Source organism: Streptomyces sp. NPDC029526, from assembly GCF_040637405.1.
GTDB lineage: Bacteria > Actinomycetota > Actinomycetes > Streptomycetales > Streptomycetaceae > Streptomyces.
In genome coordinates this window covers 385,293-401,091 of record NZ_JBEZWE010000003.1, presented here as the reverse complement: position 1 = coordinate 401,091, position 15,799 = coordinate 385,293, and the positions used below count along the sequence as shown (strand labels likewise).

The 15,799-nt window shown below is 74.3% G+C and carries 14 protein-coding genes; 8 read left to right on the top strand and 6 right to left on the bottom strand.

Annotated features, from left to right (window positions below):
* Window position 1 precedes the first annotated feature (1 nt).
* On the top strand, window positions 2-1,756 hold the full coding sequence (locus AB0F01_RS12700) for a hypothetical protein (protein WP_362093472.1): 1,755 nt from the start codon (window positions 2-4) through the stop codon (window positions 1,754-1,756).
* A 32-nt stretch (window positions 1,757-1,788) separates the two neighbouring features.
* Here the strand turns inward: AB0F01_RS12700 and AB0F01_RS12695 are convergent, their stop codons facing one another.
* Window positions 1,789-3,288 (bottom strand): PLP-dependent aminotransferase family protein, encoded by a 1,500-nt coding sequence (locus AB0F01_RS12695; RefSeq protein ID WP_362093470.1) that lies wholly within the window; start codon window positions 3,286-3,288, stop codon window positions 1,789-1,791.
* Window positions 3,289-3,386: 98 nt separating this feature from the next.
* On the opposite strand from AB0F01_RS12695, the gene AB0F01_RS12690 reads away from it, so the two are divergent.
* From AB0F01_RS12690 to AB0F01_RS12675, 4 genes are all read left to right on the top strand, one after another.
* Complete coding sequence (locus tag AB0F01_RS12690) at window positions 3,387-4,052, top strand: hypothetical protein (protein ID WP_362093467.1); 666 nt, start codon at window positions 3,387-3,389, stop codon at window positions 4,050-4,052.
* The gene (locus AB0F01_RS12685; protein WP_362093464.1) at window positions 4,049-4,816 is read left to right on the top strand and encodes a glycerophosphodiester phosphodiesterase; all 768 of its coding nucleotides are present in this window, start codon (window positions 4,049-4,051) and stop codon (window positions 4,814-4,816) included. Before AB0F01_RS12690 ends, AB0F01_RS12685 begins: the two co-directional genes overlap by 4 nt.
* A 48-nt stretch (window positions 4,817-4,864) precedes the next feature.
* Window positions 4,865-6,217, top strand: a complete 1,353-nt coding sequence (locus AB0F01_RS12680) for an MFS transporter (protein ID WP_362093462.1) — start codon at window positions 4,865-4,867, stop codon at window positions 6,215-6,217.
* Window positions 6,218-6,497: 280 nt separating this feature from the next.
* The gene (locus tag AB0F01_RS12675) at window positions 6,498-6,872 is read left to right on the top strand and encodes an RNA polymerase-binding protein RbpA (RefSeq protein ID WP_003977404.1); all 375 of its coding nucleotides are present in this window, start codon (window positions 6,498-6,500) and stop codon (window positions 6,870-6,872) included.
* Window positions 6,873-7,262: 390 nt separating this feature from the next.
* Here the strand turns inward: AB0F01_RS12675 and fxsA are convergent, their stop codons facing one another.
* The 4 genes from fxsA to AB0F01_RS12655 all read right to left on the bottom strand — a co-directional run bounded on the left by fxsA (window position 7,263) and on the right by AB0F01_RS12655 (window position 11,745).
* Entirely contained in the window at window positions 7,263-7,844 is a 582-nt protein-coding gene (gene fxsA / locus AB0F01_RS12670; RefSeq protein ID WP_362093460.1) for an FxsA family membrane protein, read from the bottom strand.
* A gap of 143 nt (window positions 7,845-7,987) precedes the next feature.
* Entirely contained in the window at window positions 7,988-8,992 is a 1,005-nt protein-coding gene (locus AB0F01_RS12665) for a polyprenol monophosphomannose synthase (RefSeq protein WP_362093458.1), read from the bottom strand.
* Between the two features lie 620 nt (window positions 8,993-9,612).
* Window positions 9,613-11,217: an amidohydrolase gene (locus AB0F01_RS12660; RefSeq protein WP_362093455.1), complete on the bottom strand. Its 1,605-nt coding sequence runs from the start codon at window positions 11,215-11,217 to the stop codon at window positions 9,613-9,615.
* A gap of 87 nt (window positions 11,218-11,304) precedes the next feature.
* Entirely contained in the window at window positions 11,305-11,745 is a 441-nt protein-coding gene (locus AB0F01_RS12655; RefSeq protein WP_362093453.1) for an Lrp/AsnC family transcriptional regulator, read from the bottom strand.
* Between the two features lie 266 nt (window positions 11,746-12,011).
* On the opposite strand from AB0F01_RS12655, the gene AB0F01_RS12650 reads away from it, so the two are divergent.
* Together AB0F01_RS12650 and AB0F01_RS12645 are read left to right on the top strand one after the other, a co-directional pair.
* Window positions 12,012-12,440: a hypothetical protein gene (locus AB0F01_RS12650; protein WP_362093451.1), complete on the top strand. Its 429-nt coding sequence runs from the start codon at window positions 12,012-12,014 to the stop codon at window positions 12,438-12,440.
* A gap of 262 nt (window positions 12,441-12,702) precedes the next feature.
* Complete coding sequence (locus AB0F01_RS12645; RefSeq protein WP_362093448.1) at window positions 12,703-12,942, top strand: hypothetical protein; 240 nt, start codon at window positions 12,703-12,705, stop codon at window positions 12,940-12,942.
* Here AB0F01_RS12645 and AB0F01_RS12640 read toward each other — a convergent pair.
* Window positions 12,905-14,077 (bottom strand): acyl-CoA dehydrogenase family protein, encoded by a 1,173-nt coding sequence (locus AB0F01_RS12640; RefSeq protein WP_362093447.1) that lies wholly within the window; start codon window positions 14,075-14,077, stop codon window positions 12,905-12,907. The two genes, AB0F01_RS12645 and AB0F01_RS12640, sit on opposite strands and share 38 nt — an antisense overlap.
* 323 nt (window positions 14,078-14,400) lie before the next feature.
* On the opposite strand from AB0F01_RS12640, the gene AB0F01_RS12635 reads away from it, so the two are divergent.
* Window positions 14,401-15,639, top strand: a complete 1,239-nt coding sequence (locus tag AB0F01_RS12635; protein ID WP_362093446.1) for a glycoside hydrolase family 18 protein — start codon at window positions 14,401-14,403, stop codon at window positions 15,637-15,639.
* Window positions 15,640-15,799: the final 160 nt, after the last annotated feature.

The window sequence follows — 15,799 nt, the reverse complement described above, 5'->3', positions numbered from 1 at the left end:
AGTGGCCCGGCGCCCCCTCCCCCGCATCCTGAGCAACGGCAGCGCACAGCTCGCCCGGAGCCGGGAGCTGGCCCGGACGGCGGCCGACAGCGCCACCGACGTCCTCCACCCGCTGATCACGATCACGCGCGGTCTGCGCCGGCTGGCCTCGGCCGGACGGCGCAGATGGGCCGACACCCCCAAGGACAAGCGCGGCGCGCTGCTCTTCCTGGTGGCGTCACTGATCCTGGTCGTGGCCCTGGTGCCGTACGGCCCGCTCCTCGCGGGCATCACCCTGATGGCGGCGGCGGCCTGGCAGGGCCGGGACCGCACCCCACAGGCTCCCGAGGGCCCCGACCCGTCGCAGGTCCAGCGGCTGAAGTCCCTCTACGAGGCCCTCGTGCCCTGCTTCTCGGCCGCCGACGACCCGGAGCCGCTCTACCTCCACGGCGGGCCGTGGGAGAGCGCCTTCCCGGAGTACGAGTTCGACGGCACCGGCCGGATCTCCCACCTGGTGATCGCCTACCCCGCCTATTTCCCCGACGGCGAACCGGAGGCGCGGGCCCGGATCGAGCACCTGCTCGCCGCCAAGTCGGGGCGCTGCCGCGAGTACCACTTCGACTGGGACGAGGAGGGCAACCGGCTCACGGTGCGCGTCCTCGACCCGCTGCCCACCGATGTGGCCGCCCAGCGTTTCGTCACGGCGCCGGGCGAGACGGTGCTGGGCCTGACCGACCCCAGCCGGGTCCGGCGCACGCTGCCACTGGCCCACGGTGCCGAGCAGCGCGACGTGCCCCCCGTCGTGTGGCGCACCGGCATCCGCTCCACCGAGCCGCACCTGCTGGCGGCCGGCCAGCCGGGCAGCGGCACCTCCACGCTGCTGCGCTCCATCGCCCTGCAGGCCCTCCGGCACGGCGACGTGATGATCATCGACGGCGGCGGAACCGGCGAGTACGCCTGCCTGACCGGACGGGACGGCGTGCTGGCCGTCGAGTGCGGCCCCGCCGGCGCGCGCACCTCGCTGGAGTGGGCGGCGCGGGAGACCGAGCGGCGGCTGATCGCCGCGAACCGGGCGCACGAGGCGGGCGACCCGCCGCCCGAGGACACCCGCCGGCCCCTGTGGCTGCTTCTCGACCGCCCCAGCACCTTCACGCACCTGGCCGCGGCCGACGGCGAGCCGGACCCGCAGTCCCTGCTCCAGGTCCCGCTGCGGCACGGCCGGCCGGCCAACGTCACCGTGGTGGTCGCCGAACAGCTCGACTGCCTGCACCACCTCGGCGACGCGGTGCGGCAGCACACCCGGGCGCGCGTGGTCCTCGGCCCCGCGACGGCGGAGCAGCTCGCCGCCGCGCTCGGCGCGCCCCCGCCCACCAGCACCGTCGACGAGGTTCCGCCCGGCCGCGGCTACGCCCGGCTGGGCACGGGCCCGGTGCTGCGTCTCCAGGTGCCGGCCACGCCGAACCCGTACGACGACGCGACCGCCGAGTCCCACCGGCAGGCGGTGCTGGAGCTGCTGCCGCCGCGATCGGTGCCCGCCGACGCGGAGCCGGAGCCGCGGGGGGCGGGTGCGGCGGACCACGAACCGCCCGGCTCGGCCCCGACCGTCGTGGGCGAGGAGCTGAAGATCTCCATGGAGAAGCCGTCCCCGCACGAGTCGCGACCCCCGGTCGTCACGGCCGCGCAGGCGCCGGAGGCGGCCGGAGAGGACGACACCTCCGCCGGGAAGGTGCCCGCGGAGGCCGTCGCCGCCGAGGCGGGCATCGCCGAGCCGTCCTGAACGGCGGGTGCCGGGGGCGCCGGGCCCGTTCGCTACGCGACGAACGAGCGGGGCGCCTCCGCGCCGGTGGTACCGCCGCTCTCCACGAGCCGGGCCGCCGCGGCGAGCCGGGCCGCGGCCTCCTCGGCCACCGCGCCGCCCACCGTGAACGGCAGGCGCACGTATCCCTCGAAGGCGCCGTCGACCCCGAAGCGCGGCCCGGACGGCACCCGGACACCCACCCGCTCCCCCGCCTCGGCGATCCGCGAGCCGGAGAGGCCGGCGGTGCGCACCCACAGCGTGAGACCGCCGTCCGGCACCTCGAATTCCCAGTCGGGCAGCTCCCGCCGCACCGCCGCCACCAGGGCGTCGCGGTTGTCGCGGGCCTGGGCCCGGCGCAGCTCCACGGCCTGTTCCCAGCCGCCGGTGCCGAACAGCCAGTTCACCGCCAGCTGCTCCAGCACGGGCGTCCCCATGTCGGCGTAGGCCCGGGCCGCGACCAGGCTGCGGATCACGTCGGGGGCCGCCCGCACCCAGCCGATCCGCATGCCCGCCCAGAAGGCCTTGCTGGCGGAACCGACCGTGACCACCGTGGACCCGGCCGGGTCGAAGGCGCAGACCGGGCGCGGCATGTCGACGTCGGCGTCCAGCCACAGCTCGCTCATGGTCTCGTCGGCGACCACCACCGTGCCCGCCGACCGGGCCGCGTCCACCAGGCGGCGCCGCTGGTCCTCGTCGGCGAGCGCCCCGGTCGGGTTGTGGAAGTCGGCGACGACGTAGGCGATCCGGGGTGCCGCCTCCCGCAGCACCTGGCGCCAGCGGTCCATGTCCCAGCCGTCCAGGCCCTGCGCCATGGCCACGGGCACGAGCCGGGCGCCGGCCTCCCGCATCAGCTGGAGGATGTTGGCGTAGGAGGGGGACTCGACGGCGATGCGCTCGCCGCGGCCGCCGAAGAGGTGGCAGATGGCGTCGATGGCTCCCATGGCACCGGTGGTGACCATGATCTGCTCGGGCATGGTGGGGATGCCCCGGGCGGTGTAGCGGTCGGCGATCATCGAGCGGAGCGCGGGCAGCCCGGCGGGGTAGTCGCCGTGGGTGTGCGCGTACGGCGGGAGTTCCTCCAGGGCACCCTGGACGGCGCGGGTCAGCCAGGGTTCGGGCGCGGGCAGCGCGGCGCAGCCGAGGTCGATCATGGCGCCGAGGGCCTCGGGCGGCAGTGGTTCGAGCCCGCGGGCCGGCACCGGGTTGCCGGCCGGGACCGAGGTCCAGCTGCCGGCGCCGCGCCGGGACTCGAGGAAGCCCTCGCCGCGCAGCGCCTCGTAGGCGGCGGCCACGGTCGTGCGGCTGACGGACAGGGACAGGGCCAGCTCCCGCTCGGCGGGAAGCCGGGCGGCCACCGGGACGCGGCCCTCCAGGACGAGCAGCCGGATGCCGTCGGCCAGGGCGCGGTAGGCCGGCGGACGCCGGGTGCCGGGGCCCGCCGGGCGGTCCTGCTGGGACTGGAGCAGCCGGGACAGTTGTGCGGCTCCCACCGCCGACGTCCACTGAGCCATGGAAATCAGTCCACCTTCCGCCGATTGGCCATGGATGATGTATCCATCCACGCCACAGGGTGGCATGCGTCGGTCCACTTCCACCACAGGGGGCATCCTTGTCCAGCCACCCGTCCCACACCGGACAGCTCGCGCGGCGGCTGTTCCAGCTGTACGCGGGCCTCGCCCTGTACGGCGCCAGCTCCGCGCTGCTCGTCCGCTCCGGGCTGGGCATGGAACCGTGGAACGTGCTGCACCAGGGCCTCGCCGGGCGGACCGGGCTGTCGATCGGGGTGGTGCTGATCATCGTCGGCGCGATCGTGCTGCTGCTGTGGATCCCGCTGCGCCAGCGACCGGGGCTGGGCACCGTCTCCAACGTGCTGGTGATCGGCATCGCGATGGACGCCACGCTGGCGCTGGTGCCGGACGCGCACGCCCTGGCCGTGCGGGTGCCGCTGATGGTGGCGGGGATCGTGCTGAACGGGGCGGCGACGGGGCTGTACATCGCCGCCCGTTTCGGGCCCGGCCCGCGGGACGGCCTGATGACCGGGCTGCACCAGCGCACCGGGGTGTCGATCCGGGTGGTGCGCACGGCGCTGGAGATCACCGTGGTCGCCACCGGCTTCGTCCTCGGCGGCACCGTGGGCGTCGGCACCTTGCTGTACGCGCTGGCCATCGGCCCGCTCGCGCAGCTGTTCCTTCGGCTGTTCGACGTCCCCGTGTCGCCGGCCGGGAGCCGGGCCGTTGCCGGCGGCCGGCCGGGGCGCGCGATACTGCGACGGTGACCGCGCCGATACGCCACCCCTACCTCGACCATCCCGGCCCGCTCGCCTTCGCCCATCGGGGCGGAGCGGCCGACGGGCTGGAGAACACCGTCCGGCAGTTCCGGGCCGCCGTCGGGGCGGGCTACCGGTACCTGGAGACCGACGTCCACGCCACCCGTGACGGGCGGCTGGTCGCCTTCCACGACGCCACGCTGGACCGGGTGACGGACGGGGCCGGGCGGATCGCCGACCTGCCCTGGCGGGACGTGGCGCAGGCCCGGGTCGGGGGCGCCGAGCCGGTGCCGCTGTTCGAGGAACTGCTCCAGACGTTCCCCGAGGCGCGGTGGAACGTCGACGTCAAGGCCGAGCCCGCGCTGCTGCCCTTCCTGGAACTGGTCGAGCGCGCGAACGCCTGGGACCGGGTCTGTCTCGGCTCCTTTTCCGAGGCCCGGGTGGTGCGGGCGCAGCGGCTGGCCGGGCCGCGCCTGGCCACGTCGTACGGCACCCGGGGGGTGCTGGGCCTGCGGCTGCGCTCCTGGGGGCTGCCCGCGGCGGTCCGCCGGTCGGCGGTGGCGGCCCAGGTGCCCGAGGCCCAGTCGGGCGTCCCGGTGGTGGACCGCCGCTTCGTGCGGACCGCCCACGCCCTCGGGCTCCAGGTGCACGTCTGGACGGTCAACGAACCGGAACGGATGCACCGGCTCCTGGACCTGGGAGTGGATGGCATCATGACCGATCACATCGACACACTGCGCGAGGTTCTGGAGGACCGCGGCCTCTGGGTCTGAGTCCCCTCCCCCGGCCCTGGCGCGATCACGGGGAAGCGAGGGGCGCGGGTGGGCACCGACACCGTGCGATCACCGGCACCGGACGACGCGGCCGGCCGGCGGCGTGAGCAGCACGGCTGGTACGTCTACGACTGGGCCTGCTCGGTCTACTCCACCAGCGTGGTCACGGTGTTCCTGGGTCCGTACCTGACGTCGGTCGCCGAGGCCGCGGCGGACGCCGACGGGTTCGTGCACCCGCTGGGGATCCCGGTGCGCGCCGGCTCCTTCTTCGCCTACGCGGTGTCCCTGTCGGTGATCCTGGCGGTCGTGCTGATGCCGCTGACGGGTGCCGCGGCCGACCGGACGGGCCGGAAGAAGCCGCTGTTGGCCGCCGCCGCGTACACGGGCGCGGCGGCCACCGCCGGGATGTTCTTCCTCGGCGGCGAGCGGTACCTGCTGGGCGGGCTGCTGCTCGTCGTCGCGAACGCGGCGCAGTCCGTGGCGATGATGCTCTACAACTCCTACCTGCCGCAGATCGCCACGCCCGAGGAGCGCGACGCCGTGTCCTCGCGGGGCTGGGCCTTCGGGTACGCGGCGGGGGCCCTGGTACTGGTCGCCAACCTGGTGCTCTACTCCGCGCACGACACCTTCGGGCTGTCGGAGGGCATGGCGGTCCGCATCTGCCTGGCGTCGGCCGGGCTGTGGTGGGGCGCGTTCACGCTGGTGCCGTTGCGCCGGTTGCGTGACCGGCGGGCCCCGGCACCGGCGGCGGGCGGCGCCCGGTCGGGGTTCCGGCAGCTCGCGGCGACGCTGCGCGACATGCGCCGTCATCCGCTGACGCTCGCCTTCCTGCTGGCCTACCTGGTCTACAACGACGGCATCCAGACGGTGATCACCCAGGCGTCCCTCTACGGCTCCAGGGAGCTGGGGCTCGGGCAGTCGACGCTGATCACGGCGGTTCTATTGGTCCAGGTGCTGGCGGTGGCGGGCGCCCTCGCGCTGGGCCGGCTGGCCCGCGTCTACGGCGCCAAGCGCACCGTCCTCGGCTCCCTGGTCGCCTGGACGCTCACCCTGGCGGCCGGGTACTTCCTGCCCGCGAACGCGCCGGTGTGGTTCTTCGTGCTGGCCGCGGGCATCGGGCTGGTGCTGGGCGGCAGTCAGGCCCTGTCCCGGTCGCTGTTCTCCCACATGGTCCCGCCCGGCAAGGAGGCGGAGTACTTCGCCGCGTACGAGCTGAGCGACCGCGGGATGAGCTGGCTCGGCCCGCTGCTGTTCGGCCTCACCTACCAGCTGACCGGCAGTTACCGTGACGCGATCATCTCGCTGGTGGGCTTCTTCGTCCTGGGGTTCGTGCTGCTCGCACGGGTCCCGGTGCGGCGGGCCATCGCCGACGCGGGGAACCCGGTTCCCGAGCGGATTTAGCGCCGGGCACGAAAGGGCGGTAGTGTACGCGTTTGGCCTGCCAGGCGTACCGTTACTGCGCGTCAAAGATACCGAAACGCTGGGTCACATCTAGCAATAGAGGTGACAAAGCGGACGTCGGGGGGTACTGCACTGGGTGACAAAGGCTGCGGCTACGACGGCGACGCATGACCCGGATCGGATCTCGGAACGGGGAATCTTTACCGCCGCCCGGACGTTGACCGGATGACGACGACAGCGACACCTGTCCTGTGGGCGACCAGCCCGGGAGGCACGATTCATGAGTGAGCGAGCTCTTCGCGGCACGCGCCTCGTGGTGACCAGCTACGAGACGGACCGCGGCATCGACCTGGCCCCGCGCCAGGCCGTGGAGTACGCATGCGAGAAGGGGCACCGCTTCGAGATGCCCTTCTCGGTCGAGGCGGAGATCCCGCCGGAGTGGGAGTGCAAGGTCTGCGGTGCGCAGGCACTCCTGGTGGACGGCGACGGCCCCGAGGAGAAGAAGGCCAAGCCCGCGCGTACGCACTGGGACATGCTGATGGAGCGGCGGACCCGAGAGGAACTCGAAGAGGTCCTCGAGGAGCGTCTGGCCGTTCTGCGTTCCGGTGCGATGAACATCGCGGTTCATCCGCGGGACAGCCGGAAGTCGGCCTGATCCCAGCGCGGTTCGGACGATCCGCAGCACCCCGCATGTGAGTACGTGAGTACAGGACCGCGGGCGAACCACCTCCGGGTGGCGCGCCCGCGGTCCTGTGTGCGTTCGGGCAGATGCGATCGGGTGTGCGGGACAGCCGCACGGCGGGCCCGGCGTACCCCGCCCCTCGGGGCCCGGACTCGGGGAGCCGGCCGGTCGGTGTGTGTGATCGCGCCGGGTCGGTGGTGTGGGTGATCGCGCCGGGTCCGTCGGCGCGGCGTGGACCGTCCGTCTCTGTAGGGTGGACCGTCTCTCCGGGCACCCATGCCGGAGGTCGTTCCGGCCGAGCCCGGCCGGGTGGCCGGTCCCGCGCCGGTCCCCCGCCGGTCGACCGCCGACGGCCACAGCCCGTCAGCGGGTGAGCGGAGGCCGCGGTTCCTGCGGGAACCCTCCGGTGTCGGACCCGGGCTCGTCCCGGATCACCTCGCCCTGCACCACCTTGCCGTCGGGCCGGTGGATGCGCGCCTGCCGGAAGGCGCCGCCCAGGGAGCCCTGCGCGGCCTCGCGCAGCTTGCGTTCGACGGTGCGCTCGGCGGCCCGGCCGACGGCCTTCTGGACCGGGGGAACGAGCAGGAGCAGGCCCAGCACGTCCGAGGCCAGGCCGGGCAGGATCAGCAGCAGGCCGCCCAGCATCATCAGGCCGTTGCCCTCGCTGTTCGGCCGGGGCTCGGAGACGGCGCCGCTCTGCTGCTGTTGCAGGGTCTCGGTGAGGTTCTTCAGGGCCCGTCGGCCCGCTCGCTTGACGACCATCGAGCCGAGAAGCAGACCGGCCACCAGCACCAGCAGCACCACCAGGCCGTTCGTCGCGTCGGCGAGCAGGGTCAGCAGCCAGATCTCCAGCACGAGCCATGCGGCGACGGCCAGCGGCAGCACGGTGCGGAGCCGGGAGCGCCGGGGCCGGGCGGGATGCGGGGTCGGAGCGCCTGTCGTCATGCTTCCAGTGTGCCTGGGCCCGGCTCAGTGCGGGATAAGGGGCTGATCAGGTGTCCTGCGGCGCCGCGTCCCGCCGGACGCCCCCTCTGGCCGAACGTCCGCGTCGGGCCGGACATCCGTGGTCGCAGGGACCGGTTCGCCGCCTAGGCCCCGGAGTCCCGACCGCTCGCGACGGCCCCGTCGCCCTCGCCTCCGCCGGCCACGGTCCCGTCGGCGGCCGGTCCGTCGCCCGCTTCTCCATCGGCCGCCGAAGCGCTGGTCGCCGGTCCGTCGTCCGCCCGTGGGCTGCCCGCCACTGCGTCGGCCGTGGCCCTGCCGTCCCCGGCCGGTCCGCCCCCGGGCCGGGGATCCCCGGCCCTGCCGTCCGTGCGCCCGAGGACCTTGCCGACCCGCTCGCCGACGCCCCAGGCGGTCACCCGCCACAGCGCCTCGACGAGGATGTCGCGGCTCATCTTGGAGTCGCCCAGTTCCCGCTCCACGAAGGTGATGGGCACCTCGACCACGTGGTAACCCGCCTTCACCGCGCGGCGCGCCAGGTCGACCTGGAAGCAGTAGCCCTGGGAGGCGACCTCGTCGAGGCCGAGGCCCTTGAGGGTCTCGGTGCGGAAGGCCCGGAAACCTCCGGTGATGTCCCGCAGGGGGAGGTCGAGCGCGACGCGGGAGTACAGGCTCCCCCCGCGGGAGATGATCTCGCGGGACCTGGGCCAGTTGACCACCCGGCCGCCGGGCACCCAGCGCGAGCCGAGTACGAGGTCGGCCCCCTTGAGGGCGGTGAGCAGGCGGGGCAGCTCCTCGGGCTGGTGGGAGCCGTCGGCGTCCATCTCGATCAGGACGCCGTAGCCGTGCTCCATGCCCCAGCGGAAGCCCGCGAGGTAGGCCGCGCCCAGACCTTCCTTGCCGGTCCGGTGCAGGACCTGGACCAGGTCGTCCTCGGCCGCCAGTTCGTCGGCCAGCTTGCCGGTTCCGTCGGGGCTGTTGTCGTCGGCCACCAGGACGTGCGCCTCGGGAACGGCCGCGCGCACCCGGCGCACGATCGCCTTGATGTTCTCCGCCTCGTTGTAGGTCGGGATGATCACCAAGGCCGTGCCGAGCGGGCCGAAGGTCCTCGCCTGGGCTCCTGCCGCGAGGATCCCGTCGCCGTCGTTCACTGCTGCCCCTTCATCTCCTGTGCGCAGGGTCCCACCATAATGGCCGCGGCCTGCGCCGACGTGACAGGTCGTGCGCAATGCGGTGTCACTTTCGGATGATCGGGCAGGAGAGTCGGCCGGCCTTCGTCAACGCTCCGCTCGCGGGCGGGGCGGTGCGGCCGACCGGTGCGCGGTGGAGGCGGGGCGGGCCGGAGACGGCCCCGGGGGCAGGTGGCGGGGTGCGGCGGATGGGGGCCCGGCGCTCTTCGGGCCGGCCCGGGACCCGCCGGCTGCGGGTCGACCTGAGCCGTTGTCTACTGAGCGCCCGGCCCCACCCGGGTCGCACCTCCCCGACAGCCGGAACGTTCCCTCGGGCTGCGCGGGCGCTGTGCCTGGCTCCCAGCGACGGTGTTCCGGTGCAGCACACCGTCCCTGACCCAGCGGCGCCGCCACGAGTGGCCGGAAGTTCCCCGGTCGGGCGTCCGGTGGTGGACCCGGCCGAACCTACCGGTCACCGACGGCTGCCTGTCAACAGCCGTCCGACCTGGGCCTCTTCCACGAAGCCCCTGGTCAGCGGGGAGGACGCGCAGGTCGGGCGACCGTGCCGGGGGGCATGATCGTCACCGCTCCGGCCGCGCGGATCACTCGCCCGGCCGTACGTGCACGGTGCGCCCGCCGACCACCGTGCGCAGACACACCGGCAGGTCACGGCCCGGCGTGAGGTCGGGCAGGCCCGGGGTGCCGGAGCGGGGATCGGTGGACCAGCGCGCCACCCGGTCGTCCGGGGCCTGGACGATCAGCTCGCCGGTGCGCCACACCGCGTAGTCCGCGGGCGCGCCGGGCACCAGGACGCCCGCGTCGTCCCGCCCGACGGCCCGCCAGCCGCCCCGGGTGTGGGCGGTGAACGCGGCCCGCACCGAGACCCGGTGCTCCGGGGTGCGGTGGAAGGCGGCGGCCCGGACCGTCCCCCACGGGTCGAGCGGCGTGACCGGGCTGTCGGAGCCGAAGGCGAGGGGCACCCCGGCGCGCAGCAGGGCCGCGTAGGGGTTGAGGGTGCGGGCCCGCTCCGCGCCCAGACGCCGGGCGTACATGCCGTCCTCGCCGCCCCACAGGGCGTCGAAGGCGGGCTGGACGGACGCGGTGAGCCCCAGCTCGGCGAACGCGGCGACGGTGTCGGGGGTGAGCATCTCGGCGTGCTCGACGCGGTGCCGGGCGGCCCGGATCCGGGCGAGGCCCAGCTTGTCGGCGGCGGCCCGCATCCCCTCGGTGACGGCGCCGATCGCGGCGTCGCCGATGGCGTGGAAGCCGGCTTGGAGCCCCGCCTCGGTGCAGTCGACGACGTGGGCGGCGACCGCCGCGGCGTCCAGGTGGGCGGTGCCGGTGTGGGCGGCGTCGGCGTAGGGCTCGTGCAGGCAGGCGGTGTGCGAGCCGAGGGCGCCGTCGGCGAACAGGTCCCCGGCAGCTCCCAGGGCGCCCAGCTCCCGTGCCTTGGCGACGTCCCGCTCGGCCCAGTACCCGACGACGCGCGGCACGTCCTCCTCGGCGGCGAGCCGCAGCAGGCCGGTGAAGTCGTCCTCGGAGGAGATCTCCGGGCCGCCGCACTCGTGGACCGTGCCGATGCCGAGCGAGGCGGCGTGGGCGAGCGCGGCGCGCTGGGCCTCGGTGCGCTGCGCGGGGGTGACGGCACCGAGCGCGGTGGCGCGCACCGCGTGGTGGTCGTCGCCGGTGAGCGGGGCGTCCCGGCGGCCGACCGGGCCGGGGACGAGGTCGAGCAGCGCGGTGGTGACGACCGCCGAGTGCACGTCGATCCGGCTCAGGTAGAGGGGGCGTCCGCCGGTGGCGGCGTCGAGTTCGGCCCGGGTCGGCGGCCGGCCGCCGGGCCAGCGGGCGGCGTCCCAGCCGTGGCCGAGCAGCACCCGGTCGTGGGGGCGGGCCGCGGCGAAGTCCCGCACGCGCGTCAGCGCGGCCTCCAGGGAGGGGGCGTCGGAGAGGTCGAGGCCGGTGAGCGCGAGGCCGGTGGCGGTGGTGTGGACGTGCGCGTCGGTGAAGGCGGGGGTGACCAGCGCCCCGTCGAGGTCGACCACCTCGTCCACCCCGTCGGCGAAGGCGTCGGCGGCGCCCTCGGAGCCGACCCACGCCACCTGGCCGCGCTCGACGACCATCGCGGTGGCGAACGGGTCGGCGGGGCTGTGGACCTCTCCGCGGCGGAGCAGGACGGTACGGCTCGGGACGGTGCGTTCGCTCATGCCCCCAGTCTCGCCCCTCGGACGGACGGCCCCGCAGCCAGGGCCCATCCGGCCCGCGGCCGGACGGCGGCGGGCCCGGCGGCGGCGTCAGATGCGGGGCGGACGGGCCTCGTAGGGGGTGGAGAGGACGACCGTCGTGCGGGTCGAGACGCCGGCCAGGGTGCGCACCCGGGCGAGCAGCTCCTCCAGTTCGTGCGGTGTGGCCACGCGCACCTTGAGGATGTAGTTCTCGTCGCCCGCGACGCTGTGGCACGCCTCGATCTCGGGGACCTCGGAGAGCCGGTCCGCGATGTCGTCGGGGGCGCTGGGGTCGAAGGGTTTGACCGAGATGAAGGCGGTGATGGGCAGACCGACGGCCTCCGGGTCGACGACCGCCGCGTATCCGCGGAGCACGCCACGCTGTTCCAGCCGCCGCACCCGCTGGTGCACGGCCGAGGTGGACAGGCCCGTGGCCCTGCCCAGGTCGGTGTAGCTCATCCGCCCGTCCTTGACGAGCAGCTGCACGATCTGTCGGTCCAGCTCCTCCATGGCGGAGAACCTACAGGGCGCGTGATCTCTCCGGGTACCTGAGCGGCCAGGTCATGTCCGGTGCGGCCCGCGCCGGGCGGGCGGTGCGGTGGGCAGCGGGGGACAAAGACCCGCGCAGGGGGCACCTGCGACCGGCATGTGACGAACACCACACTGTTCGAACGCTCTCCGTGATGTTCTCGTGATTACTCCCCAAGGGGGACGGGAAGTGCTTGCTGTGGTCGAGGCCGCAGTGCCGTCACGGCCCAGCCCGAGGGGGAGAACGCATGCAGAGTGTGAAGCGCCGTACCGCGTCCAAGCGGCAGCAGCCGGTCGTGGAGCTGCACCCGGAGGGCGTCGAACCCGACGCCCTGGACGACGAGTCGGACACCTACGACACCTTCGAGATGTACCGGGTGGTCTGCCCGGACTGCGCGCAGCCCATCGCGCTGCTGGCGGACGAGGAGGTGCTGCCGGAGCACGCGCTGTGCGCCTCGCCGTGGAACCCGTTCGGGCTCACGGTCTGCGCCGGGACCGGGCGCCGGGCCTCCGACGCGCACCCCGCGGACGCGTCGGTGACGCCGCAGGAGCAGGACACCGCCCTGTTGCTGACGCTGCCGCAGGGGCTCGACTGGCGCACGCAGCCGTTCTCGCACGTCGGCGGGCCGGGCTCGCGCCCGATCCGGGTCCCCGCCATGCGCCGCAGCGCCGCCTGACGGCGGTTCCGGCGGCGGGCGACGACCCGCGTCCCCGCCCTCACCCGTACGCGTGAAGGTGACGCACGCCGGAGCACCGCACCGGGGTGCTCCGCGAGGCGTCCGACGCTTCACAGCAACCGCAACGGCGCCGCCGGGGACGGCACTTGACCCCCGGCCGCCCGGCCGAGGCCCGGTGCCGCACCACGCGGCGGGCAGGGGCGAACGAACGGCCTATTCCGTCCCGGGGTGACGTGCCCGGTCGCTCCCGCGTTGCCCGGGTATGACGACCCCCACGTACTCGACGACCGGGCGTCAACGCCGCCTCTACGTCCCGCCGCCCGCCCCGGCACCCCCGCGGCTGCCCGATCCGCCGATCTACCGCGATCTGCTGCGCGCCTGGGCCGACCGCGGCCGTACCCTGCCGGGGCAGCACGACCCCGAGTGGGCCCGGCTGGCGGCGCCCTTCCGGGGACTGGGGCAGTTCAGCGGGTCTCCGGGCCCGCGAGATGACGTGCGATGACCATGCGCTGGATCTGGTTGGTGCCCTCGACGATCTGCAACACCTTGGCCTCGCGCAGATAGCGCTCGGCCGGGAAGTCCGCGGTGTAGCCGTAGCCGCCGAGGATCTGCACGGCGTCGGTGGTGACCCGCATCGCCGTGTCGGTGCAGTGCAGCTTCGCCATGGCCGCCTGCTTCGCGAACGGACGCCCCGCGTCCCGCAGCCGGGCCGCCGCGAGGTAGAGGGCGCGGCCGGCCTCGATCTGGGTGGCCATGTCGGCGAGCATGAACCGCAGCCCCTGGAAGTCCGCGATCGGCCGGCCGAACTGCCGGCGCTCCGCCGCGTACCGCAGAGCCTCGTCGAGCGCCGCCTGGGCCAGACCGACGGCGCAGGCCGCGATGCCGAGCCGCCCGCCGTCCAGCGCGGACAGGGCGATGGCGAAGCCCTGGCCCTCCTCGCCGATGCGCCGGTCGTCGCCGACCCGGACGCCGTCGAGGTGCACCTGGGCGGTGGGCGAACCGTTCATGCCCATCTTCTTCTCGGGTGCCGCGCCGCTCAGCCCCTCGTCGTCGCCGGGCACCAGGAAGGCGGAGATGCCGCGCGGGCCGTCCTCGCCGGTGCGGGCCATGACCGTGTAGAAGTCGGCGATGCCGCCGTGGGTGATCCACGCCTTGGTGCCGGTGATCACCCAGTCGTCGCCGTCGCGCACCGCCTTCGTGCGCAGCGAGGCGGCGTCGGAGCCGGAGGCGGGCTCGGAGAGGCAGTAGCCGCCCAGCAGGCCGCCGCCGAGCATGGCGGGCAGGTGTTCGGCCCGCTGCTCCTTGGTTCCGTAGGCGGCGAGCGCGTAGGACGCCAGGGTGTGCACGCTGACGCCGAGGCCGACGGTGAGGCGGGCGGCGGCGAGCTCCTCCAGGACCTGGAGGTAGACCTCGTACGGCTGGTCGCCGCCCCCGTACTCGGAGTCGTAGGGGAGGCCGAGGAGGCCGGACTCGGACAGGAGGGTGAACAGCTCGCGCGGGAAGTGACCGGCGTCCTCCTCCTCGGCCGCCCGGGGCGCGATCTCGCGCTGCGCGATGTCCCGGACGAGCGAGAGCAGGTCCCGGGCCTCGTCCGTGGGCAGTTGCCGGTCCACCGGCTGCGGGGCGTGGTCGGGCATGGCGACGCTCTCCTCCCTGTCGGGCACATCGGCGGACGTGCGCCTTGGGTGGGGGCGGCTCCGCCGGGTCATTGCGGTGCGTTGCCGATGCTCGCACTCCGGGTCTCGGAAGCTGCTGATCAGCGGCTTGCGCTGTGAGTATGCCCGATCGGCGGCGGCGCGTCACCAGTTAACGACCGCTTACTCGGGGAAACCCGCGACACCCCCGATTGGTCCGCACCATTGACCACGGTGGTCTAGTCCTCCTAGTGTTTCGCATCCCACCGGGTCACCGCGTTCATGCCAAAAGACCCGGGCTCCCCTCCCCCACGAGGAGACACCGGATGCCATCCCCCCACCGCCCCCGCACCCTGCGGGCGCTCCTGTCCGCCGCCTGTGCCGCCGTCCTCGGCGCCGGACTGCTGGCCGGCGCGAGCACCCCGGCCGCGACCGCGGCGACCTCGGCTCAGGAGGCCGCCGCCGGCTCGAAGGTCATCGGCTACTTCACCGAATGGGGCACCTACGACCGCGGCTATCTCGTCAAGAACATCGACACCTCGGGCTCCGCGGAGAAGCTCACCCACATCAACTACGCCTTCGGCAACGTGACCGGCGGCGCGTGCGCCCCGGGCGACTCCTACGCGGCCACCGAACGCGCGTACACCGCCCAGGAGTCCGTCGACGGGGTCGCCGACACCTGGGACCAGCCGCTGCGCGGCACCTTCAACCAGCTGCGCGAACTCAAGGCGAAGCACCCCGGACTCAAGGTCCTGTGGTCCTTCGGCGGCTGGACCTGGTCCGGCGGGTTCGGCGAGGCGGCGAAGGATCCGGAGGCGTTCGCCCGGTCCTGCCACGACCTGGTCGAGGACCCCCGCTGGGCCGACGTGTTCGACGGCATCGACATCGACTGGGAGTACCCGAACGCCTGCGGCGCCACCTGTGACACCAGCGGCCGGGAGGCGTTCGGCGACCTGATGGCGGCGCTGCGCGACAGGTTCGGCTCCGACAGCCTGGTCACCGCGGCCATCCCGGCCGACGCCACGCCGGGCGGCAAGATCGACGCGGCCGACTACGCGGGCGCCGCCCAGTACGTCGACTGGTACAACCCGATGACGTACGACTTCTTCGGCGCCTGGGACGCCACCGGTCCCACCGCCCCGCACTCGGCGCTGACGTCGTACGACGGCATCCCGAAGGCCGGCTTCCACAGCACCGCCACCATCGACAAGCTCAAGGGCCTCGGCATCCCGCCGTCCAAGCTGCTGCTCGGGATCGGCTTCTACGGCCGCGGTTGGACCGGCGTCACGCAGTCGGCGCCCGGCGGTTCGGCCACCGGACCGGCCCCCGGCACCTACGAGCCCGGTATCGACGACTACAAGGTCCTGAAGGAGAAGTGCCCGGCCACCGGCACCGTCGGCGGCACCGCCTACGCCAAGTGCGGCGACGAGTGGTGGAGTTACGACACCCCGGCGACCGTCGCGGAGAAGATGGCCTACAAGGACCGCGAGGGCCTGGCGGGCACGTTCTTCTGGGAGCTGAGCGGCGACACCGCCGACGGCGAACTCATCCGGGCCGTTCGCTGACCGCACGGCGCCGGTCCGCGCGGGACACCGGGGCGGGGGTTTCCACGGGGGGACCTCCGCCCCGTCCGCGTCCCCGGGCCGCCCTCGTCCGCGCCGCCGCCTCCGGCCCCGCGTCGCGGCCGGGGCGCCGGGGCGTCGCGCCAGGCGCGGATGAGGGGGC

Bases quoted from the DNA above. Each gene is read 5' to 3' on its own strand.
- AB0F01_RS12695 (WP_362093470.1), bottom strand. From the start codon at position 3,288: ATGGCTCAGTGGACGTCGGCGGTGGGAGCCGCACAACTGTCCCGGCTG.
- AB0F01_RS12675 (WP_003977404.1), top strand. From the start codon at position 6,498: ATGAGTGAGCGAGCTCTTCGCGGCACGCGCCTCGTGGTGACCAGCTAC.
- fxsA (WP_362093460.1), bottom strand. From the start codon at position 7,844: ATGACGACAGGCGCTCCGACCCCGCATCCCGCCCGGCCCCGGCGCTCC.
- AB0F01_RS12660 (WP_362093455.1), bottom strand. From the start codon at position 11,217: ATGAGCGAACGCACCGTCCCGAGCCGTACCGTCCTGCTCCGCCGCGGA.
- AB0F01_RS12655 (WP_362093453.1), bottom strand. From the start codon at position 11,745: ATGGAGGAGCTGGACCGACAGATCGTGCAGCTGCTCGTCAAGGACGGG.
- AB0F01_RS12650 (WP_362093451.1), top strand. From the start codon at position 12,012: ATGCAGAGTGTGAAGCGCCGTACCGCGTCCAAGCGGCAGCAGCCGGTC.
- AB0F01_RS12645 (WP_362093448.1), top strand. From the start codon at position 12,703: ATGACGACCCCCACGTACTCGACGACCGGGCGTCAACGCCGCCTCTAC.
- AB0F01_RS12640 (WP_362093447.1), bottom strand. From the start codon at position 14,077: ATGCCCGACCACGCCCCGCAGCCGGTGGACCGGCAACTGCCCACGGAC.
- AB0F01_RS12635 (WP_362093446.1), top strand. From the start codon at position 14,401: ATGCCATCCCCCCACCGCCCCCGCACCCTGCGGGCGCTCCTGTCCGCC.